The organism is Amycolatopsis sp. NPDC089917 (genome assembly GCF_040684635.1).
In the GTDB taxonomy this organism is placed as follows: Bacteria; Actinomycetota; Actinomycetes; order Mycobacteriales; family Pseudonocardiaceae; genus Amycolatopsis.
Window position 1 is genome coordinate 1 of record NZ_JBFBGL010000014.1, and the last position, 21,957, is coordinate 21,957.

Here is a 21,957-nt window from a genome sequence, read left to right on the forward strand (position 1 = left end):
TGTTGGTGGGGCTGTAAGGCAAAGCGGCGCAGGTGTTGGGCCGAAGTCCGTGAAGGCCTCCTTGAGGGACCCAGGGTCCCTCAAGGAGGCCTTCACGGACTTGCCACCTGCTGCCCGACCCCTGCCCGGTCAGGAGTGGCCCGAATCACCGGTGTCGGTCCCTCGCTTTGCCCGGATTCGCCAGCTAGCTTAGGCAAGGCTAAGCAAACGGGACGTGGGGTGGTTTGGCGTGGAAGGGATCGAGGGCAGGGTCGCGCTCGTAACCGGAGGCGCGCGCGGGATCGGCGCGGCCGTCGTGGACGCGCTGGCGAAGGCCGGCGCGATCGTGGCGGCGGTGGACCTGACGGAAGGGCCCGCCTGGGACGGGGTGACCTCGTTCGTCGCGGACGTCGGGGATCCCGCGGCCGTTGCGCGGGTGGTCGAGCGGGTCGAACGCGAACTGGGGCCGATCGGCATCGGGGTGTCCGTCGCGGGCGTGCTGAAACCGGGATCCGTCTGCGAGACGAGCGACGAGGACTGGGCCGCGACTTTCGCGGTCAACTCGACCGGCGTCTTCACCGTGCTCCGTGAGATCTCCCGCCGGATGCTGTCCCGTCGAAGCGGCGTGCTGGTGACCGTCGGGTCGAACGCGGCGGGTGTCCCGCGTACCGGGATGGCCGCGTACGCCGCGTCGAAGGCGGCGGCGACGATGTTGACCCGCTGTCTCGGGCTCGAACTCGCCGGGTCCGGAATCCGCTGCAACATCGTCTCGCCCGGCTCGACCGACACCGACATGCAACGTCTACTGTGGACGGACGAGAACGGCGCTGACCTTGTCATCGCGGGAAATCAGGAGCAGTACCGCGTCGGCATTCCGCTGGGCCGGATGGCCGAGCCCGCCGACATCGCCGACGCCGTCCTGTTTCTCGCCTCCGAACGCGCGCGGCACATCACGATGCAGAACCTCTATGTCGACGGTGGTGCCACGCTCCGCGGGTGATCTCGATGACGCAACGAAGACTTTTCGGGTCCGTATGATTAGGTTAGGCTAACCGAAAAGGTGTGTCCGGCGCGTCCGGGGGGTCGCGTTCCGCGCCGGCGAAAAGGCACTGTGGCGCACCAAGAGTGCCCACCTGGTCAGTGGTATTTGCGAAAGGGAATCCTGTCGTGTCCTCACCTGCACCGGCTCGACCAAGGCCGGTCCACCAGGCGGCCGATCTGCTGGCGGCGTATCTGCCCGGATCGTTCTACTACTCGTCCGCTCGAGGATCGCTGCTCGCCGACGGGGTGTACTCGCCGGTCCACGCGGCGCCGGGCGAGCGTGCCCGCGCCGCCGCCGAAGTCCTCGACGCCGCCCTGGTGGCGGGCGTGTCCGAACCCGTGGTGGCCGGGGCGATCGGGTTCCGCCCCGACGCCCCGAGCAGCCTGGTGGTGCCCGCCGTGGTGCGCCGGGCCGGTCCGCCGCGAGCGAGCGGTCCGGTGTCGCCGCTCGGGGGCGGGACCTGGTCGGTCTCGCCGCGGCCCGCGCCGGAGGTCTACACCACCGCGGTGGCCAAGGCGCTGGACGAGATCCGCGACGGTGACCTGCGCAAGATCGTGCTGGCCCGCTGCCTCGACGTCACCGGCGGCGATCCCGTCGCCGTGCCTCACTTGCTGGCCCGTCTCGTCCACGCCGACCCGGCCGCGCACGCCTTCGCGGTCGACGTCAGCGCGCCCGGGGATCCCGCGCCGCGCGCCCTGATCGGCGCGAGCCCGGAACTGCTGGTCTCCCGCCGCGGCCGGGTCGTCACGGCCAATCCGCTGGCCGGGTCGCGGCCGCGGGTGGCCGACGACGCCGAAAACGCCCGGCGCGTCAGTGATCTGCTGGCGTCCGAAAAGGACCGTGCCGAACACGCCCACGTCGCCGCGCAGGTGGCCGGAGTGCTGGGCCGCTTCTGCGTCGACCTCGACGTTCCCGTCGAACCCGAAGTGATCGGCACACCCACGATGTGGCACCTCTCGACCCGCATCAGCGGACGACTCGCCGACGCGGGCGACGCCGGTTCTTCCGCGCTCGCGCTCGCCGAAGCGCTGCATCCGACACCCGCCGTCTGCGGCGTGCCGACCGGACTCGCCCGCGACACCATCGCCGCCCTCGAACCCGAGGATCGCGGCTACTACGCGGGTCTCGTCGGCTGGACCGACCAGGACGGGGACGGCGAATGGGTCGTCACCATCCGCTGCGCCGAAGTGCGCGACCGGACCGTGCGGCTGTTCGCCGGGGCCGGTGTGGTGGCGGGTTCCGACCCGGCGGCCGAACTCGCCGAGACCGGCGCGAAGTTCGGCACCATGCTGCGGGCACTGGGTTTGGAGGGAGTGGCGTGAGCCCGGATCACACGCCCTGGCCGCCCGGAACCGCCGCGCGCTACCGGGCTTCGGGATATTGGCGCGGCCAGACCTTCGGCAAGTTGCTGACCAGCCTCGCCGAGGCCTACGCCGAACGGCTCGCCGTGATCGGGGAGACCGGGCGCTGGACCTTCGCCGAACTCGACGAGCGGGCGCATCGCCTCGCCGCCGGGTTCGCCGGAGCCGGGATCCAGGCCGGTGACCGGGTCGTCGTGCAACTGCCGAACGTGCCCGAATTCGCGTCCGTCATCTTCGGACTGTGGCGTGCCGGCGCGCTGCCGGTGTTCGCGCTGCCCGCGCACCGGGCCAGCGAACTGCGGCACTTCGCCGAGCAGAGCGAAGCCGCGGCGATCCTGACCGTCGGCGAGCACGAACGGTTCGACCACGCGGCCATGGCCCGCTCGGTCGCGGCCGAAATCCCGTCGGTGCGCGAGGTTTTCGTCGTCGGCACGGAGGAATTCGCCGCTCTCGAAGCGGCCGCTCCGCGTGCCCTGCCGGATCCGGATCCCGCCGGTGTCGCGTTCCTCCAGTTGTCGGGCGGCAGCACCGGCTTGCCCAAACTGATCCCGCGCACGCACGACGACTATCTCTACAGCGTCCGGGAAAGCGCCCGGATCTGCGGCCTGCGCCCGGAGAGCGTGTACCTGGCGGCCTTGCCCGCCGCGCACAACTTCCCCCTCAGCTCGCCCGGTCTCCTCGGCGCCCTGCACGCCGGCGCGGCCACCGTGTTCGCGCCGCGTCCGGACGCCGACACCGCGTTCCGGCTGATCGAGGCCGAAGGCGTGACGATCACCGGGCTCGTCCCGCCGCTGGCCGCCGCGTGGGCGCAAGCGGCCGCGCGGACCACCCGCGATCTGTCCACTTTGGACGTGCTACTGGTCGGTGGCGCCAAGTGCGCCCGCGAACTCGCCGAGAAGATCGGGCCCGCGCTGGACTGCCGGCTGCAGCAGGTGTTCGGCATGGCCGAGGGCCTGGTCTGCTACACGCGGCTCGACGACCCCGACGAGTACGTCCTGGCCACCCAGGGGCGGCCGATCTCCCCGGATGACGAGATCCGCGTCGTGAACCCGGACGATCCACTGTCCACTTCGGACGACATCGTCACACCGGGCGAGATCGGCGCGCTGCTGACCCGCGGGCCGTACACGATCCGCGGTTACTACCGCGCTGCCGAGCACAACAAGACCGCGTTCACCGAAGACGGCTTCTACCGCACAGGGGACCTCGTGCGGCAGCATCCGTCGGGACATCTGGAAGTGGTCGGCCGGGCCAAGGAACAGATCAACCGCGGCGGCGAAAAGGTGGCCGCGGAAGAGGTCGAGAACCATCTGATGGCGCACCCCGGAGTGCTCGACGCCGCCGTCGTCGCGGTGCCGGACCCGTACCTGGGGGAGCGCACCTGCGCCTACGTCGTCCCCGCGGCCGGTGCCGAGCCCGCCGCGGCGGAGCTGCGCCGGTTCGTCCGCGAGCGCGGCGTGGCGGCGTTCAAGGTGCCCGATCTGGTCCAGGTGGTGCCGGAGTTCCCGGTGACCGGTGTCGGCAAGACCAGCAAACGCGAGCTGCGGGCGGCGCTGGCCGCCCTGGCGAAGGAGAAGTGAACGTGTCACTGCCCAAGATCCAGCCGTACGCCCTGCCGACGGAGGCCGAGCTGCCCGCCGGACGGGTCGGCTGGAAGCCCGACCCCGCCCGCGCCGCCCTGCTGGTGCACGACGCGCAGCGCTATTTCCTGGCGCCGTACGAGGGATCCCCGATCCCGGAGATGGTCGCGAACATCGCCGCGCTGGCCGACGCCGCCCGCGCCGCGGGGGTCCCGGTGTTCTACACCGCGCAGCCCGGCCGCCAGGCCGCCGAAGACCGCGGCCTGCTCACCGAATTCTGGGGCGACGGCATCGGCGCGGTCATCGACGACGACCCGGCGGCCGCCGACGTCGTGAGCGAACTCGCCCCGAAACCGGGTGACACCGTGCTGACGAAGTGGCGCTACAGCGCGTTCCAGCGCAGCACGTTCACCGAACAGCTCGCCGAAGCGAGCCGCGACCAGCTGCTGATCACCGGCGTCTACGCGCACATCGGCTGCCAGGCCACCGCCGTCGAGGCGTTCATGCGCGACGTCCAGCCGTTCCTGGTCGGCGACGCGGTCGCGGACTTCTCCCGCGAACGCCACGACCAGGCCTGCGAGTACGTCGCCCAGCGCTGCGGCGCCCTGACCACCACGGCCGCCGCGGTCTCCGCGCTGGCCTCGATCCACGCCGGAGCACAGTAAATGAGCCTCACCCCAGCGAAGATCCAGTCGGACGTCGCCGAACTGCTCGGCTGCGACCCGGCCGAGCTGACGCCGGACACCGATCTCACCGATCTCGGCCTCGACTCGATGCGGATCATGGGCCTGGTCGAGCAGTGGCGCACCGAAGGCGCGGACACCCTGGAGTTCGCCGACCTCGCCGAGCAGCCGACCCTCGGTCACTGGACGCGGGTCCTCACCGGGAGCGCCGCGTGAGCCGCGCCGACCACCGCCACCGGCACCTCGAACGCATCGCCGAAGTCCGCGAGGGCGCGCACGCGGAGAAGGTCCCGTACCCGATCCGCGTCCGTCAGGCCGAAGTCGTGCGCACCGAGATGATCGGCTCCGGCCTGCTCCGCGTCACCCTCGGCGGTCCCGGAACGGCGGGCTTCGAGGCGCATTCGCCCGACGAACACGTCAAGCTCCTGTTCCCCGAACTGGACGCCGAACCGAAGCTGCCGGTGCAGGACGGCGACATGCTGCGCTGGCCGAAGCCGTCGCCGACGTCGCGCGAGTACACCGTCCGCCGGTACGACCCGGCTTCCGGGGAACTCGACCTCGACGTCGCGCTGCACGAAGGCGGACTCGGTTCCGGCTGGGCCGAGAAGGTCACCCCCGGCACGCCGGTGCACGTCGCCGGTCCGCCCGGCGGGCTGATCGTGCCGCACACCTACGACCGCTACCTGCTCGCCGGTGACCTCACCGCGCTGCCCGCGATCGCGCGCTGGCTCGAAGAACTGCCGCGCACCGCCGCGGGCTGGGCGTTCATCGAGGTCACCGACGCGAGCGAGGAGATCGAACTGTCCGCGCCCGAGGACGTCGAAGTGCACTGGCTGCACCGGGGCGACGTCGCGCCGGGCGCCTCCGACGTGCTGGCCCGCGCGGTCCGGACGATCGAGGTCCCCGCCGGGGAACGGCTCTACGCCTGGGTCGCGGGGGAGGCGGGACAGATCAAACCGCTGCGCCGCTGGCTCAAGAACGACCTCGGGCTCGGCAAGGACGACCACGACGTGACCGGTTACTGGAAGCGCGGGGTCGCCGATTTCGACGACGAGCACGACCACTGATCCCCACCCATTGGAAAAACGAGGAAAACCCATGCGCACCACAAGAACCCGCCGCTTCGCCGGAGCGCTCGCGCTCGCGTTGACGGTCGCGACCGCGGCCACCGCCTGTGGCTCCGGCGACGACGGCAAGACGGCCGAAGGCGGCCAGACCCGGGTGTTCGCGGCCGACAACGGCCAGATCACCATCCCGGTCTCGCCGAAGCGGGTCATCGCCACCGGTTACGCCGTGCCCGCGCTGCTCGAAGCGGGCGCGCCGCTGGTCGGGGTGTCCAGCTGGAAGCGCGGCATCCCGCTGTTCAACGAACAGGAGCGCAAGAAGTACGACGAGCTGGCGAAGGTCGCGGGCGAGGCGGCGTCGGAGACGAACTACGAGGCGATCGCGCAGGCGGACCCGGACCTCATCGTCATCGGCGTGCCGAAGCCGGTGCTCGCCGACATCGACATCAAGCGGCTGGAAGCGATCGCCCCGGTCGTGGCGATCGGCCCGTCGGTGCCGTCGATGTGGCGTGACCTCTCCCGCAAGCAGGCCGACGCTGCCGGCGCGGCCGCCGGGTTCGACGCGATCAAGACCGCGTACGACACCAAGGCCAAGGGCCTGGCCGAGAAGTACAAGGCCGTGCTGCCGCAGCTGAAGCTGGGCCACGTCGGTGCCTACGGCGAGGTCGCCAAGGGCAACTTCCAGCGCGAGTTCAACGGTTCCTGGGGCACCAACATCGCCCAGGACCTCGGCGCCACCTACTACGGCCAGGTCAAGGTCAAGGGCGGCGGCTCCAAGGACGTCAGCGAGTACCCGTCGATCGAAGAGTTGCCGACGGCCTTCGCCGAGGCCGAGGCGATCACCTACTCGGTCAGCGCGGACGGTTCCGTGCCCGCGCCGGTCAAGTACGTCCTCGACTCGCCGCTGTGGAAGGAACTCCCCGCGGTGAAGGCGGGCAAGGTCTACCCGTTCCGCTACACCGAGGCCGCCACCTACCGGGCCGCGACGTCCACTTTGGACGCCGTCGACCAGGCGCTCGCGCCGCTGCTCAAGAAGTGACCACCACCGGGCGGTCCGCGCTGCTCGGCGCCGCACTGCTCGGGCTCGTCGTGGTCGCCGTGCTGAGCGTCGGCGTCGGCGCGCACGCCATCGCCCCCGGCGAGGTCGTGCGCGCCCTGCTGGGCGAGGGGAATCCGAGTGACCGGGCGGTGGTCCTGGACATCCGGATGCCGAGGGCGGTGCTCGCGATCGGGGTCGGCGCGGCGCTCGCCGTCGGCGGGGTGCTCGTGCAGGCCCTGTCGCGCAACGCGCTGGCCGAACCCGGCGTGCTCGGCGTGACCGCCGGGGCCGGGTTCGCCATCGCGGTGGGCTCGGCGTTCGGCCTCGCCGCGTCGGCGCCCGCCGAACTGGGCCTGGCCGTGGTGGGCGCCGTGGGCGCGTCGGCGCTGGTGTACGCGGTCGGCAGCCGGTCGCCGTTGCGGCTGGTGCTCGCCGGGACCGCGCTGAGCGCCGTACTGCTGGGCCTCACGCTCGGCCTGCGGCTGCTGTTCCCGGACACCTTCGACGTCTACCGGTTCTGGTCGGTGGGTTCACTGGCCGGCCGCGAACAGGCGCCGACCACGGTCCCGCTGATCGTCATCGGCCTGTCCCTGCTGGGCGCGTTCGCGGTGAGCCGTCAGCTCAACGCCATCGCGCTCGGCGAGACGGTCGCGCACACCCTCGGCGCGAACGTCGCCCGCGTCCGGACGATCACCCTGCTGCTGATCACGCTGATGGCGGGCGCGGCGACCGCGCTGGCCGGGCCGATCCTGTTCGTCGGGCTGATCGTTCCGCATCTGGCGCGGCGGGTGGCCGGCGCGTCGATCCCGTGGCTGATCGCGTTCGCCGCGCTGCTCGGCCCGGTCCTCATGCTGGCCGCGGACGTCGGATCCCGGGTCCTGCTGCCGACCGGTGAGGTCCCAGTCGCGATCGTGACCGCGTTCCTCGGCGGCCCGGTGCTGATCTGGGCCGTCCGCAAGTACGGGGCGGCGCCGCTGTGAACACTGTGATCTTGCGGCGCGGGCGGTTCTCCGCCCGGATCGAACGCCGCACCCTCTGGTTCGTCGTGGCGATGCTCGTGGTCATCGCCGGGCTGACGCTGCTCGGGCTCTGTTACGGCGCGGCGTGGGCGACTCCCGCCCGCGTGTTCGCCGCGCTCACCGGTTCCGGCGGCGGCCCCGGCGTGGTCATCCGGGAATGGCGCCTGCCGCGCGTGCTGGCGGGCCTCGTCTTCGGTGCCGCCCTCGGCCTGGCCGGCGCGATCTTCCAGAACATCACGCGCAACCCGCTCGGCAGCCCGGACGTGATCGGCCTCGACGCCGGTGCCTACACCGGCGCGCTGTTCGCGATCACCGTGCTTTCGGGGACGTCCACCCAGCTGACGATCGGTTCGGTGCTGGGCGGGGTGATCACGGCGGCCGTCGTGTACGCGCTGTCGCTCGGCGGCGGACTGTCCGGGCTGCGGCTGATCGTCATCGGCATCGCGATCAACGCGATGCTGACCGCGCTCAACTCGTGGATCGTGCTGCGCGCCGATCTCGAGATCGCGATCGCGGCGGTCGGCTGGAACGCCGGTTCCCTCAACGGGGTCGGCTGGGACGACGTCGCCATCCCGTTCGGGGTGCTCGCGGTGCTGTTCGTCGTCCTGTTCACCCGGGCGCCGGCGCTGCACCAGGCCGCGCTCGGCGGCGCGCTGGCGGTCACCACCGGCGTCCGCTGGGACCGGCTGCGGCTGGTCCTGGTGCTGATCGGGGTCGGCTGCACGGCCACGGTCACCGCCGTCGCCGGGCCCATCGCGTTCATCGCGCTGGCGGCGCCGCAGATCGGGCGGCGGCTGGCCCGCACGCCCGGCATCGGCCTGCTGCCCGCCGCGCTCACCGGCGCCGTGCTGCTGACCGGCGCCGACCTGGCCGCCCAGATGTTGCTCGCCCCGGAATCGCTGCCGGTCGGTGTGGTCAGCACCGTGATCGGCGGCGGCTACCTGATCTGGCTGCTCACCAAGGAGGTGCGGCGCACATGAGTGCCCGCTTGACCGCGCGGGAGCTGACCCTGCGCTACGGCGACCGGATCGTGTCGACCCGGCTGAGCCTCGACGTGCCCGACCGCGCGTTCACCGCCGTCGTCGGGCCGAACGCCTGCGGCAAGTCCACCTTGCTGCGCGCTTTCGTCCGGCTGCTGCAGCCGTCGAGCGGCGAGGTCCTGCTCGACGGCAAGAGCGTCGGATCCTTCCCCGGCAAGGGGCTGGCGCGGGAACTCGGTTTCCTGCCGCAGGATCCGGTCGCGCCGGAGGACGTCCGCGTCCGGCAGCTGGTCGCGCGCGGCCGGTTCCCGCACCAGTCGCTGTTCGCGTCGTGGTCCGAAGAGGACGAACGCGCGGTGCTCGACGCGATGACCGCGGCCGGGGTGGCGGGGCTGGCCGAACGGCCGGTGCAGGAACTCTCGGGCGGACAGCGGCAGCGCGTGTGGGTGGCGCTGGTGCTGGCGCAGAAGACGCCGTACCTGCTGCTCGACGAGCCGACGTCGTTCCTCGACATCGCGCACCAGTACCAGCTGCTGAACCTGCTGGCGCGGCTGCGCGACGAGGGCCGCACGGTGATCGCCGTCCTGCACGACATCAACCAGGCCTGCCGCTACGCCGACCATCTCGTCGCGTTGCGGGACGGCCGGATCGTCGCCGAAGGCGCGCCCGCCGACATCGTCGACGCGGAGCTGATGAAAGAGGTCTTCGATCTCCCCAGTGTCGTCGTGCCCGACCCGGTGACCGGAACCCCGATGGTGGTGCCCTCATGCTGACCCTCACCGGAGCCCAGCTCGGAATCTGGACCGCGCAGCGCCTGGAGCCCGACTCGCCCTATTACGTCGTCGGTGACGTCGTCGAGATCGACGGCGATCAGGCAGTCGATCTCGACGCACTCGCCGAAGCGATCCGGGCGACCGCCGAAGAAGCCGACAGCCTGCGGTTACGCGTCTTCGAGACCCCGGACGGCCCGCGCCAGGCGGTGTCCACGGAACCGGTGCCGTCGCCGGAGGTCGTGGATCTGCGCGGTGAGGCCGATCCGGAGACCGCTGCGCACGCGCGGGTGGCGGCCGAACGGCGCCGGGTCGCCGAGGCGTGCCGCGGGATGGTGGACCGGCCGTTGTTCGCCCATCTCGTGCTGCGGGTCTCGGAGTCGCGGGTGTGGTTCACCCAGCTCGGGCATCACCTGGTGTTCGACGGCTACACCGCCGCGATGCTCGCGCGCCGGACGGCGGCCCGCTACACCGCCGCGATGCTCGCGCGCCGGACGGCGGCCCGCTACACCGCTTCGGTCCAGGGCGAGGACGTCCCGCCTTCGACGTTCGCCCGGTTCGCCGATCTGGTCGAAGCCGATCGCGAATACCGCGAGAGCGAACGGTTCGAGCAGGATCGCGAGTACTGGCGGGAGCGGTTCACGCCGCTGCCGGACCTCGACGACGGCGGCAGCGCGTCCGGGCCGCCCGAGAACACGGTGACCGCGCGGTCGGTCCTGCCCGCTTCGGAGCTGGCGCGCCTGCGTGAGCTGGGCAAACGGTCCGGGACGACCTGGGGCGACGCGCTGATCGCCTGCTACGCCGCGTTCCTGCACCGCGTCCTCGGCTGGACCGACGTCGTGTTCGCGATGCCGCTGATGTGCCGCGAAGGGGGCGCGCTGCGGACCCCGGCGATGGCGGTCAACGTGCTGCCGCTGCGGGTCACGGTGCGCCCGGAGGACTCGGGGACCGAGCTGACCGCGCGGGTCGCGGGGGCGCTGAAGGAGATGCGCGCGCATCAGCGTTATCGCGGCGAGGATCTGCCGCAGGATCTCGCGGTGCCCGGGGCAGGGGCGCTGCTGCACGGCCGCGGCATCAACCTCAAGGCGTTCGACCTGAAGCTCGACTTCGCGGGCTCGCAGGGCACGATGCGCAACGTCGCGGGCGGGCCGCCCGAGGACATGGGCCTGTCCGTGCTCCCGACGTCCGGCGGCGGGCTGCTGCTCGGCTTCGAGGTCGACGCGCGGACCCACGACCAGGCCGCGGTCGACGCCAAGCTGACCGCGCTGCGCTGCCTGATCACCGCGCTGACCGAACCGGACGGCCCGATCGTCGGCGGCGCGGATCTCGTGCCGGCGGGGGAGCGGGACACGCTCCTGGAAGCGTGGTCCACGCCCGCGCCTTCCTCGGACCTTGGTGATGTACCTGAACTCTTGGCCGAGCTCGACCCTGACCAGACTGCCTTGGTGTCCGGTGACGAACGGCTGACCGCCGGAGAACTCGTCGCGCGTGTGCACCGGCTCGCGCGGGCGTTGCGGGCTCGAGGTGTCGGAGCCGATGACGTCGTCGCGCTGGCCCTGCCGCGGTCCGCGGATCTCGTGGTCGCCCTGCTGGCGGTGCTCGACGCCGGGGCCGCGTTCCTGCCGCTCGATCTCGCCCATCCCGTCGAGCGGTTGCGGGAACTCGCCGCCGAAGCCGGTGCCGTGCTCACCGTGGCCCACGATCCGGAAATCGTGCCGGGGCCGCAGCTTCTGCTCGGCGGAACCGATCTGTCCACTCTGGACTCTTCGCCGCTGGAGATCCCGCGCCATCCGGAAGATCTCGCGTACGTCATCTTCACGTCCGGTTCGACCGGCCGCCCCAAGGGCGTGCTCGGCCGGGTCGGCGGGCTGACCACGCTGCTGCGTCATCACCGCGCGACCACGGTCGCCGAGACCGAACGGGCCACGGGCAGGCGGCTGCGCGTCGCGCACACCTACTCGTTCGCCTTCGATTCCGCGCTCGATCAGCTGATGTGGCTGCTGTTCGGGCACGAACTCCACGTCTACGGCACCGACGTCGCCCGCGACGCCGACGCACTGCTCGCCGCGTTCGCCCGCGACCGGATCGACGTCGTCGACACCACGCCGTCGATGGCCGCGCCCCTGATCGAGGCCGGACTGCTCGACGGCGCGGACCGGCCCGCGCTGCTCGTCCTCGGCGGCGAGGCGACCCCGCCCGCGCTGTGGCGCGAGGTCGCGGCGTCTGGTGTCCGTGCCCGCAACATGTACGGCCCGACCGAGACCACTGTGGACGGTGCCGGATCCTGGCTGGACGACGGGGAACCGACCATCGGGACCGCCGTACCGGGGACTTCGGTCCGGGTGCTCGACGCCGCGCTGCGGCCGGCGCCCGCGGGCTCGCCGGGCGAGCTCTACCTCGCCGGACCGCATCTGGCGCGCGGCTACCTCGGACGTCCCGGCGCCACCACCGAGCGGTTCGTCGCCGATCCGTTCGGCGCTCCCGGCGACCGGATGTACCGCACCGGGGACCTCGCGCGCTGGGTGCCCGGCCGAGGGCTGGAATACCTGGGCCGCCGCGACGGTCAGGTGAAGGTGCGCGGCCACCGCGTCGAACTCGGCGAGGTCGAGGCCGCGCTGGCCGCAGTGCCCGGCGTGCGTGCGGCCGCCGCCGCGGTGCGGGGACCGCGGCTCGTCGGGTACGTCGTCGGCGAGGTCGTCCCGGACGACGTCCGCGCCGAACTCGCCGAGCGGGTGCCGGAGCATCTCGTGCCCGCCGCCGTGGTCGTCCTCGACGCGCTTCCGCTGACCTCCAACGGGAAGATCGACCGCGTCGCGCTGCCCGCCCCGCGCGCGGCGGCCGGGCGGACCGCGGCCACCGAACGCGAACGGCTGCTGTGCGCGACCATCGCCGAGGTGATCGGCGTCGACGAGGTCGCGGTCGACGACGACTTCTTCGCCCTCGGCGGCGACAGCATCACCGCGATCAGCGTCAGCAGCAGGCTGCGCGCGCACGGCCTCGACCTGCGGCCGCGTGATCTGCTGGCCCGCCGCAGTTTCGAGGCGCTGGCGGCCGCGAGCGCGGAGATCGGCGGCCCGGCGGAACAGCCGGACGAACCCGTCGGTGAAGTGCCCGCCCCGCCGATCGTCCGCGCCCTGCTCGACCCGCATCCGGACGTCACGGTGATCGCCGGCTACACGCAATGGACCGCGATCCGGCTCGACGAGGACCTTCCGCCTCACCTGCTGATCGAGGGCGTCCAAACGCTGCTGGACCACCACGACGTCCTCCGTCTGCATGTAGAGGACGAAATGCGGGTCCGCGAGCGCGGGGCGGTGAAGGCGTCCGACGTCGTCATCGAGACGACCGGTGACCCGGCCGAGGTCGCGGCGCGACTCGCGGCGTCCCTCGATCTCCGGACCGGGGTGCTCAGGGTCGCGCTGCTGCCGGACCACCTCGTCATCGTGATCCACCATCTGGCGATCGACGGCGTCTCCTGGCGGATCCTCCTGCCGGACCTGCGTGCCGCTTGCGCCGGAGAGCCGCTCGAACACACCGGGACGTCGTGGCGGCGTCACGCGCTTCTCCTTGCCGAGCAAGGGAATTCCGGTGCCCGCCGAGGCGAGCTCGACCATTGGCGCGGCGCGCTCGGCGGTCCGCGTCTCGGTCACCGGGCGCTCGACCGGGCCATCGACACCGTCGCGACCGCGCGGCGTTCGACGACGATCGCCTCACCGGAACAGACCGATGCGGTGCTCACCGGCCTGCCCGCGGCTTACCGCGCCGGACCGGACGACGTCCTGCTCGCCGCGCTCGTGCTCGCTCTCCGATCGTGGCGCGGCGCTCCGGTCGAGGCCGAAACCGTGTCTCTCGAAGGGCACGGCCGGGATCAGGACGGCCTGGACCTGTCACGCACCGTCGGCTGGTTCACCGCCGAACATCCGCTCCGGGTGCCCGCCTCCGCGGTCGCCGCGACCGCGGACTTCGACGGCGCGCTCGCGGGCGGAGACGCGGCCGGCAAACTGCTGCGGGCCGCCAAAGAGGCCAAACGCGCGGTGCCGGACAACGGCGTCGGCTTCGGCGTCCTGCGTTACCTCGACCCGCTCACCCGGGACGAACTAGCCGCCGTCCCACCGCCGGACGTCGTCCTGAACTACCTCGGCCGGTTCGCGGCACTGCCCGGCACAGGCTGGCGGCTGCCGGAGGAGGACCCGTTCGCGGTCACCGAACCGGACGCGAAGTCGCTGGAACAGGTACTGGCGCTGAACTGCTTCGTCCGCGAGGACGGCCGTCCTCGGCTCGCCGTCGAATGGACGGCGGCCAGTGAAGTGCTCGACGCCGAAAGCGTCGAAGCACTCCAGGAAGCATGGTCCCGTGCGCTGGAGGCCCTGGCCGCGCACGCCGCCCGGATCGGACCGGACGGCGGTGGGCTCACCCCGTCGGACCTGCCGCTGGTCGGCCTCGACCAGGCCGACATCGACGCGCTCGAACGCCTGGGCCGCGTCGAGGACGTCCTGCCCGCGACCCCGCTGCAGACCGGGCTCTCGTTCCACACCCTGGCGCGCGGCACCGAAGACACCGACGTGTACGTGGTGCAGGCCGTCACCCTGCTCAGCGGCGCGCTCGACGCCGGCCGCATGCGGGAGGCCGCGGCGGAAGTGCTGCGGCGGCATCCCGCGCTGCGCGTCCACCTGCACACCACCGACGCGGGCGAGGTCGTCCAGGTCGTGCCCGCCGACGTCACGCTGGACTGGCGATTCGCGAGCGTGTCGCCGGACCAGGTCGCGGACGAATGCCGCGCCGAACTGGCCCGCCCCTTCGACCCGGCGGCCCCGCCGCTGATCCGGTTCCTGCTGCTGACGCTGGGCCCGGGCGAGCACCGCCTGGTGCTCACCAACCATCACGCGCTGCTGGACGGCTGGTCGATGCCGCTGGTCGGCCGCACGCTGTTGGCGACCTACGCCGAACTCGGCGGTGGACCGGCCGCCCCGGTCGCGCCGCCGCTTTCGGAGTACCACCGGGTACTCGGCGAACGCGATCCCGACGCGGCACTGGAGGCGTGGCGCGAGGCACTGGCCGGACTCGACGAAGGAACGAGGCTCGCTCCGGCGAGCCTGGAGTCCACTGTGGAGCGTCCCGAACGCGTCACGGTGGAACTGGGCGGGGAGTTCAGCGAGCGGCTGTGGGTCTTCGCCCGTGAACGCGGCATCACCCCGACGACGGTGTTCCAGACCGCCTGGGGCGTCCTGCTCGCCAGGCTCACCGGCCGCCGTGACGTCGTCTTCGGCTGCCCGGTCTCCGGACGCCCGGCCGACGTCCCCGGCGTCGAGCGCATGGTCGGCCAGCTCGGCAGCACGATCCCGGTGCGCGTGCGGTTCGACGCCGCCGACACCGCGCTCACCGTGCTGGAGCGGGTGCACACCGAAAGCGTCCGGCTCACCGATCACCATCACACCGGGCTGCCGGACATCCAGCGCGCGGCCGGCGTCGGCGACCTGTTCGACACGATGCTGGTGATGGAGAACTTCCCGCTCTCCAGCCGCGCCCGCACGACCTTGGCGCCCGGGCTCGACCTCGTCGGGGTCGACATCACCGACGCCACGCACTACCCGCTCACGGTGATCGTGCTGCCGGGCGACGAGTTCACCGTCGGCCTCGGCTACCAGCCGCAGGCCTTCACCCGCGACGAGGCCGAGTCCTTCGGCCGCTGGCTGCGGGCCGTGCTGCACGAGATCCTCACCGATCCCGCGCGACCGGTCTCCCGGCTGCGGTCGCTCGACGCCGACGAAGAACGCGCCATGCTGCGCCTAGGCGAAGGACCGGAACCCCGTCGTGAACGCGGCGGAATGCTGGAGGAGTTCGGCCGCTGGGTCCACGAGACGCCGGATGCCGAGGCCGTCGTGTGCCGCGAACGGAGTCTCACGTACGCCGAACTGGACCGTCGTGCCAACCGGCTCGCGAACACCCTGATCGAGGCGGGCGTGAAGCCCCAGGACCCGGTCGCGGTCCTGCTGCGCCGCGACGTCGACCTCGTCGTCGCGCTGTTCGGCGTCATCAAGGCGGGCGCGGTGCACGTCCCGATGGACCCGGACTACCCGGCCGACCGCCTGGCGTACATGCTCGGCGACATCAAGCCGGCCGCTGTGGTGTCCACTTCGGACGTCGACGGTCTTCCCGTGGTGAACCCGGACGCACTGTCCACTGAGGACTCCGATCCGGCCGTCCGGCTAGGCGACGACGCGCTCGCCTATGTCATCTACACCTCCGGGACCACCGGCAAACCCAAGGGCGTGGCGGTGCCGCATCGCGGCGTCCCGAGCCTGATCGCGTTGCAGGAGGACATCGTCGGGATCGGGACCGCCGAGCGGTACCTGCACTTCGCCTCGACGAGTTTCGACGTCGCCTTCTGGCAGTTCATGCTGCCGCTGCTGTCCGGCGGGACCTCGGTGATCGCGCCGGAGGAGGTGCGCGTCTCCGGCGACGACCTGCTCGCCTACGCCGCCGAACACCGGGTCACCGGGCTCAACCTGCTGCCGTCGTTCCTGTCCGCGATGCCCGACGACGCGACCGTCGACCCGGACGTGTTCTTCGTCGTCGGCGCCGAACGGCTCGACCCGGAGCTCGCGCGACGCTGGGGCAACCGGCGGGCCTTGTTCAACGCCTACGGCCCGACCGAGGTCACCATCAACTCGGTCACCTGGCACTACGACCCGGCCGACCCCGGACCGCTGCCGATCGGCCGCCCGGATCCGGAGGTCCGCGCGTACGTGCTCGACGGAGGCCTGCTCCCGGTCGGGACGAACGTCACCGGTGAGCTCTACCTGGCCGGGCCGAAGCTCGCCCAGGGCTATGTCGGCCGGGCGGCACTGACCGCCGAACGGTTCGTCGCCGACCCGTTCGGGCCGCCGGGGGAGCGGATGTACCGCACCGGCGACCTGGTCCGCTGGCGCCCGGACGGGCAGATCGTCTTCCTCGGCCGCGCCGACCACCAGGTGAAACTGCGTGGCTTCCGGATCGAACTCGGCGAGATCGAGACCGCGCTGACCGCGCACGACGACGTACGCGCCTCCGCGGTGATCGTCCGCGAAGACCGGCTGGTCGCGTACGTCGTTCCCGTGGACGGCGCCGAACCTGACCCGGCTGAGCTGCGCGAGTACCTCGCCGCCGAACTGCCCGCGTACATGGTGCCGACCGCGTTCGTGCCGCTGGACCGGCTGCCGCTCGGTCCGAGCGGCAAACTGGACCGGGCCGCGCTGCCCGCGCCGGAGGCCCGCTCCTACGGCGGCCGTGAGCCCGCCACCCCGGCGGAAGCCGTGCTGTTGCGGGTGGTCCGCGACCTGCTCGGTCCGGATGTCGGCCTGGACGACGGTTTCCTGGACGCGGGCGGGGACAGCATCGCGTCGCTGCGCGTGGTGTCCCGTGCCCGCCGCGAAGGGCTGCACCTGACCGCGCGTGACGTCTTCGAAGGCGGCACGGTCGCCGGGATCGCCGCGCGGTGTGGCGAACCCGAACGGTCCGAGGAAGCCCACGCCGTCGGGGACGCCCCGCTCACGCCGATCATGCGCGATCTGCTGCGGCGCGCGGGAAAGGCGGCGGACGGGTTCTGTCAATGGGTCGAGGTCTGCGTGCCTTCGGCCGGCGACGTGACGCGGTGGCGCTTGGTGCTCGACGCCGTCCTCGCCCGCCACGACGTCCTGCGCGCGCATCTGGTCGAAGACGTGCTGCGCGTCCCCGACGTCGGCGCCGTGACCAGCGCCGACGTGCTCACCGCCGTCCGGGTGACCGATGATCCGCGCGCGGTGCTGGACGCGCAGGTCGAGCAGATCGTGGCGAGCATGGACCCGCGCACGGGCCCCTTGCTGCGGGCGGTGCTGGTGGACGCGGGAGAGGAGCGGCCCGGTCGGTTGCTGCTGGTGGCCCACCACCTGGTGGCCGACGCGGTGACCTGGCGCGTGCTGCTGGACGACGTCGAGCAGGCCTTCCACGGCAACACCCTGCCCCGGCGCGGGCAGTCGTTCCTGGGCTGGGCCCGATCCCTGCGAGAGGCAGCCCCGCATCGAGAGGACGAAATGCCTCATTGGCAGGGGGTCGCCGCCGCGCCGGTGGCCACCCTCGGCCGTACCCGGCTCGACCCGGCGCGCGACACCGTGGCGACCGCGCGGCATCACCGGATCGACGTGGGCGCGGACACCACGAACGCCGTGCTCACCGCCCTGCCTTCGGCTTATCGCACCGGTCCGGACACCGTGCTGCTGACCGCGCTCGCCCGCGCGGTCGCCGCCTGGCGCGGGACCGAGGCCGATCTGCTCGTCGCCGTCGAGAGCCACGGGCGGCCGGGACACACCCCGGACTTCGCGGGCACCGTCGACCTGGCGCAGACCGCCGGCTGGTTCACCGCCGTGCATCCGGCGCGGATCGCCCCGCCCGCCGGGCCGCTGCCGGACGCGCTGCGCATCGTCCGCGATCACCTGCGCGCGGCGGGCGACGGCCTCGGCCACGGGATTCTCGACGTCGAAGGGCCACGGCCCGAGATCGCCTGGAACTACCTCGGCCGCTTCCCGGCGGCCCCGGTCACGGAAACCCCGTGGCAGCGGCCACCGGACGCCGATCCGCTCGGTTCCGGGGGCGGCGTCGAGATGCCGCTGCCGTACGCGCTGACGGTGAACGCGATGGTCTCCGACGGCGGCACGCTCGGTGTCCGCTTCACCTGGCCGTCCGCGCTGTTCGCCGAGGACGAGATCCTCGTGCTGGGCGAGCACTTCGGCCGCGCCCTGGACGAACTCGCGGCCGACGTGCCGGGGCCCGGCGAGGTCCTGCCGCTGACGCCGTTGCAGGAGGTGATCCTGCGCGAGTCCCGGACCGCGGACGAAGATCCGTACCCGGTGCAGGCCGCGTTCACGCTGTCTGGTGATCTCGACGTCGAGGCGCTGCGGGCGGCGGCGACCGCTCTGGTGCGACGACAGCCGAACCTGGCTGCCGTGTTCCCGCCGTCGCACGAGGTCCAGGTCATTCCCGCGGAACCGCAAGCCGGGTTCCGTGTCCGTGAAGTGTCCGAAGTGGACGCCGCGCTGGACGAGGAGCTAGCGGAGCCGTTCGACCTGGCGAACGGGCCGCTGTGGCGCGTCACCGTGCTGCGGCAAGGAATCGGCCGTCAGACGCTCGTGCTGACCAGCCACCATCTGCTGTCCGACGGCTGGTCCGCGCCGCGGATCCTCGGCGAGTTGTTCGCGCTGTACGCGGGGAAGCCGTTGCCGGAGCCGGTGCCACCGGCCCGCTACACCCGCCTGCTCGCCGCGGCCGATCACTCCGGCGACGTCCGGGCCTGGCGGGCGGAACTCGACGGCCTGCCCGAAGGCGAGCACCTGCCGCGCAACGGCGGCTCCGACGCGCCCGCACTGTTCACTGTGGACAGTCGGCTGGCCGGGGAGCTGACCCGGCTGGGCGCGGAACGCGGGCTCACCGCCAACACCCTGCTGCAGGGCGCTTGGGCGGCCGTACTCGCGAGGCACGCGGGACGCGCGGACGTCAGCTTCGGCGTGATGACCTCGAACCGGACGTCCGAGGTGGACGGTGTCGAGGAGATCATCGGGCTGCTGGCGAACAGCGTCCCGGTCCGCGCCCGGTTCACCGGGACGGTCGCCGAGTCGCTGGCCGATCTGCAAGCACGGCAGCAGGCGATGACCGGGCACCACCGGATGGGTCTGCCCGAACTCGCGTCGCTCGCCGGACGCGAGCGCCTGTTCGACAGCCTGCTGGTGTTCGAGAACTACCCGGTGGATCCGGCGAAGCTGCGCGAACCCGCGCCCGGCCTGACCGTCACCGGGACGAGGTTCCGCGAACGGACGCACCACCCGGTGAGCGTCACCGTCGTCCCGGGCGAGCACGGCTGGGAGGGCGTCCTGTACGCGCGGTACACCGACGCTCGGTCGCTGGCCGACGACCTGGTCCGGTCCCTCCGGGAACTGCCGTCCTGGCTGGACGGCGACGCGGCCGGGTTCGTGGGGGAGCGGTGACCGCGCGCCCGATCGACGCCGCGCTGTGGCGCACGGCGGCCGTGCTGGTGCTCGGCACCTTCATGGCGACCCTGGACAGCACGATCGTCTCGGTCGGCGTCGACACGCTCGCCGAGGAGTTCGGCGCGCCGGTCACCGGCGTCCAGTGGGTGACGACGGCGTACCTGCTGGCCGTGGTCACCGCGGTGCCGGCGTCCGGCTGGCTCGCGGACCGGTTCGGCGGCCGCCGCGTCTGGCTCACCGCCGTCGCGGTGTTCCTGCTCGCGTCCCTGTTGTGCGCGCTGGCGCCGACTTTGCCCGCGCTCATCGCCTTCCGTGTCCTGCAAGGGCTCGCGGGCGGACTGCTGCCGCCGACCGGTCAGGCATTGCTGGCACGGGCCGCCGGTCCGGACCGCATCGGCCGCGTGATCAGCGTCGTCGGTCTCGTGCCGCTGTTGTCGCCGGTACTCGGCCCGCTGGCGAGCGGCACGATCCTCGCCGTCGCCGACTGGCCGTGGCTGTTCTACGTCAACCTCCCGGTCGGCGTGGTGGCGGTGATCCTGGCCCGGCGCTGGGTCCCGGCCGGCGAACCGGGCGGCCGGGGCGACCGGTTCGACATCCGGGGCGCGCTGCTGCTGTCACCCGGGCTCGCGGTGCTGGTGTTCGGACTGACCTGGTTCGAACAGGGGAACCCGGTGGTCGCCGGGCTCGCGGTCGCGGTGGGCGCCGTGATGCTCGCGGCGTTCGTCCGGCATGGTCTGCGAGCCGAAGCGCCATTGCTCGATCCGAGGCTGTTCACCCAGCCGCCGTTCGGCGTCGCCGCGCTCGCGCTGGTGCTGCTCGGCGCGTCCGTGTTCGGCACGATGTTCCTGCTCCCGCTCTATCTCCAGCGCGGCGCCGGACTGTCCACCTGGGACACCGGGCTGCTGCTGGTGCCCCAGGGCATCGGCGCGGCGGCCGGGTCGATCCTGGTGAACCGGCTCGTCGACCGGATCTCGCCGCGCGCCCTGGTGCTGAGCGGGATCGGGCTGGTCGCCCTCGGCACCGCGCCCTTCACCCAGCTCGGCGCTGGTCTCCCGGACTGGGCGATCGCGGTTTCCCTGCTGCTGCGCGGTTTCGGCGCGGCGCTGATCGGCGCGCCGGTGATGACGATCGTCTATCGCCGGGTCGAACCCGCCCGGCTGCCCCGCGCGGCCGGGGCGCTGAACCTGCTCAACACGCTCGGCGGCTCGATCGGCACCGCGGTGCTGGCCGTGGTGCTGCAGGCCCGGCTGGCCGCGCGCGGCCCGGACGTCGCCGAGGCCTTCGCCGACGCTTTCTGGTGTGTTCTCGGCCTCGCCGTCGTGGCGGTCGCCGGTGCGACGCGGCTGCCCCGGGCCGGGGCGGCCGCCCCCGACAAGAAGAAAGGTCACGCGGATGCCTGATCAGGACACCCTGCCCAGCCCGGCCGAGGTGGCCACGAGCGACGTCGTGCCGGACGAGATCACCCGGCACCGCGAAACCGTCGCGAACGTACTCGCCCGGCGCGACTCCCGGCTGCTCGTCGTCGTGGGCCCGTGTTCGGTGCACGACACCGACGGGGCGCTCGAATACGCGCACCGGCTCGCTGAAGTGTCCGGGCGCTTCGCCGACGATCTCGTCGTCGTCCTGCGCGCCTACCTGGAGAAACCGCGGACGATCGCGGGCTGGACCGGCCTGGTGCCCGACCCCACCCTCGACGGCAAGGGCGACCTCGGGTCCGGGATCCGGATCGGACGGCGGTTCCTCGCCGACGCCGCCGCGACCGGGCTGCCGCTGGCGTACGAGTTCGTCGACCCGTTCCTGGCACCCTACTTCGCCGACACCGTCAGCTGGGGCGCGATCGGCGCGCGGACCGTGGCGAGCCAGCCGCACCGGCACCTGGCGTCGTGGCTGCCGATGCCGATCGGCATGAAGAACTGCGTCTCCGGACGGCTGGACACGGCCGTCGCCGCGGTCCGGGCGGCCGCGCTGCCGCACGTGTTCCCCGGCGCCGCGGCGGACGGGCGACCGCGGATCCAGCGCAGCACCGGGAATCCGGACGCCCACCTCGTCCTGCGCGGCGGCCCGAAACCGAACCATCACGCCCACGCCGTCGCGGACGCCCTCGACGCGCTGACCACGGCGGTCCTGCCGCACCGGCTCGTCGTCGACGCCTCGCACGGCAACAGCGGCAAGGACCACAACCGGCAGCCCGTCGTCGTCGCGGATCTGGCCGATCAGATCTCGGCGGGCAACGACGCCCTGGCCGGGGTGATGATCGAGTCGTACCTCGCCGACGGCAGGCAGGACGTCGGGTCCACGCGGCCCCGGCCCGACCTGAGCATCACGGACGCCTGCCTGGGCTGGGAACGGACCGTGCCGCTGCTGGAGTCCCTCGCGTGCGCGAACGCGGTACGGCGGCTGAGCACCCCGCGGCGCGCTGGAGCGGCCCGCGCTTAGCCGGCTGAT

General features: G+C 72.5%; 13 protein-coding genes. All 13 read left to right on the top strand.

All coding sequences use genetic code 11. The features are described 5' to 3' along the window. Positions 1-229: 229 nt before the first annotated feature. The gene (gene dhbA, locus AB0N89_RS12775; protein WP_364203921.1) at positions 230-979 is read left to right on the top strand and encodes a 2,3-dihydro-2,3-dihydroxybenzoate dehydrogenase; all 750 of its coding nucleotides are present in this window, start codon (positions 230-232) and stop codon (positions 977-979) included. Between the two features lie 167 nt (positions 980-1,146). Next, positions 1,147-2,343 (top strand): isochorismate synthase, encoded by a 1,197-nt coding sequence (locus AB0N89_RS12780; RefSeq protein ID WP_364203923.1) that lies wholly within the window; start codon positions 1,147-1,149, stop codon positions 2,341-2,343. Continuing rightward, positions 2,340-3,962 (top strand): AMP-binding protein, encoded by a 1,623-nt coding sequence (locus tag AB0N89_RS12785; protein ID WP_364203925.1) that lies wholly within the window; start codon positions 2,340-2,342, stop codon positions 3,960-3,962. Before AB0N89_RS12780 ends, AB0N89_RS12785 begins: the two co-directional genes overlap by 4 nt. Continuing rightward, positions 3,959-4,627, top strand: a complete 669-nt coding sequence (locus AB0N89_RS12790; RefSeq protein ID WP_364203927.1) for an isochorismatase family protein — start codon at positions 3,959-3,961, stop codon at positions 4,625-4,627. Before AB0N89_RS12785 ends, AB0N89_RS12790 begins: the two co-directional genes overlap by 4 nt. After that, positions 4,628-4,861: a phosphopantetheine-binding protein gene (locus AB0N89_RS12795; RefSeq protein ID WP_364203929.1), complete on the top strand. Its 234-nt coding sequence runs from the start codon at positions 4,628-4,630 to the stop codon at positions 4,859-4,861. After that, a complete protein-coding gene (locus tag AB0N89_RS12800; RefSeq protein ID WP_364203931.1) occupies positions 4,858-5,712 on the top strand; it encodes a siderophore-interacting protein in 855 nt (284 codons plus the stop codon). Before AB0N89_RS12795 ends, AB0N89_RS12800 begins: the two co-directional genes overlap by 4 nt. Positions 5,713-5,743: 31 nt before the next feature. Then, a complete protein-coding gene (locus tag AB0N89_RS12805; protein WP_364203933.1) occupies positions 5,744-6,748 on the top strand; it encodes an ABC transporter substrate-binding protein in 1,005 nt (334 codons plus the stop codon). Next, the gene (locus AB0N89_RS12810; protein ID WP_364203935.1) at positions 6,745-7,728 is read left to right on the top strand and encodes an iron ABC transporter permease; all 984 of its coding nucleotides are present in this window, start codon (positions 6,745-6,747) and stop codon (positions 7,726-7,728) included. Before AB0N89_RS12805 ends, AB0N89_RS12810 begins: the two co-directional genes overlap by 4 nt. Then, positions 7,725-8,747 (top strand): iron chelate uptake ABC transporter family permease subunit, encoded by a 1,023-nt coding sequence (locus AB0N89_RS12815; protein ID WP_364203937.1) that lies wholly within the window; start codon positions 7,725-7,727, stop codon positions 8,745-8,747. Before AB0N89_RS12810 ends, AB0N89_RS12815 begins: the two co-directional genes overlap by 4 nt. Next, the gene (locus AB0N89_RS12820; protein WP_364203939.1) at positions 8,744-9,520 is read left to right on the top strand and encodes an ABC transporter ATP-binding protein; all 777 of its coding nucleotides are present in this window, start codon (positions 8,744-8,746) and stop codon (positions 9,518-9,520) included. The genes AB0N89_RS12815 and AB0N89_RS12820 overlap by 4 nt, the downstream gene beginning before the upstream one ends. Next, on the top strand, positions 9,514-19,509 hold the full coding sequence (locus AB0N89_RS12825; RefSeq protein WP_364203941.1) for an amino acid adenylation domain-containing protein: 9,996 nt from the start codon (positions 9,514-9,516) through the stop codon (positions 19,507-19,509). The genes AB0N89_RS12820 and AB0N89_RS12825 overlap by 7 nt, the downstream gene beginning before the upstream one ends. Next, on the top strand, positions 19,506-20,912 hold the full coding sequence (locus AB0N89_RS12830; protein WP_364203943.1) for a DHA2 family efflux MFS transporter permease subunit: 1,407 nt from the start codon (positions 19,506-19,508) through the stop codon (positions 20,910-20,912). Before AB0N89_RS12825 ends, AB0N89_RS12830 begins: the two co-directional genes overlap by 4 nt. Beyond that, positions 20,905-21,948, top strand: coding sequence for a 3-deoxy-7-phosphoheptulonate synthase (locus AB0N89_RS12835; RefSeq protein WP_364203945.1), 1,044 nt, complete (start codon positions 20,905-20,907; stop codon positions 21,946-21,948). The genes AB0N89_RS12830 and AB0N89_RS12835 overlap by 8 nt, the downstream gene beginning before the upstream one ends. The last annotated feature ends 9 nt before the right edge of the window (positions 21,949-21,957 follow it).

Coding starts and splice junctions, on each gene's coding strand:
- AB0N89_RS12795 (WP_364203929.1), top strand. CDS start 4,628: ATGAGCCTCACCCCAGCGAAGATCCAGTCGGACGTCGCCGAACTGCTC.
- AB0N89_RS12805 (WP_364203933.1), top strand. CDS start 5,744: ATGCGCACCACAAGAACCCGCCGCTTCGCCGGAGCGCTCGCGCTCGCG.
- AB0N89_RS12820 (WP_364203939.1), top strand. CDS start 8,744: ATGAGTGCCCGCTTGACCGCGCGGGAGCTGACCCTGCGCTACGGCGAC.
- AB0N89_RS12825 (WP_364203941.1), top strand. CDS start 9,514: ATGCTGACCCTCACCGGAGCCCAGCTCGGAATCTGGACCGCGCAGCGC.
- AB0N89_RS12835 (WP_364203945.1), top strand. CDS start 20,905: ATGCCTGATCAGGACACCCTGCCCAGCCCGGCCGAGGTGGCCACGAGC.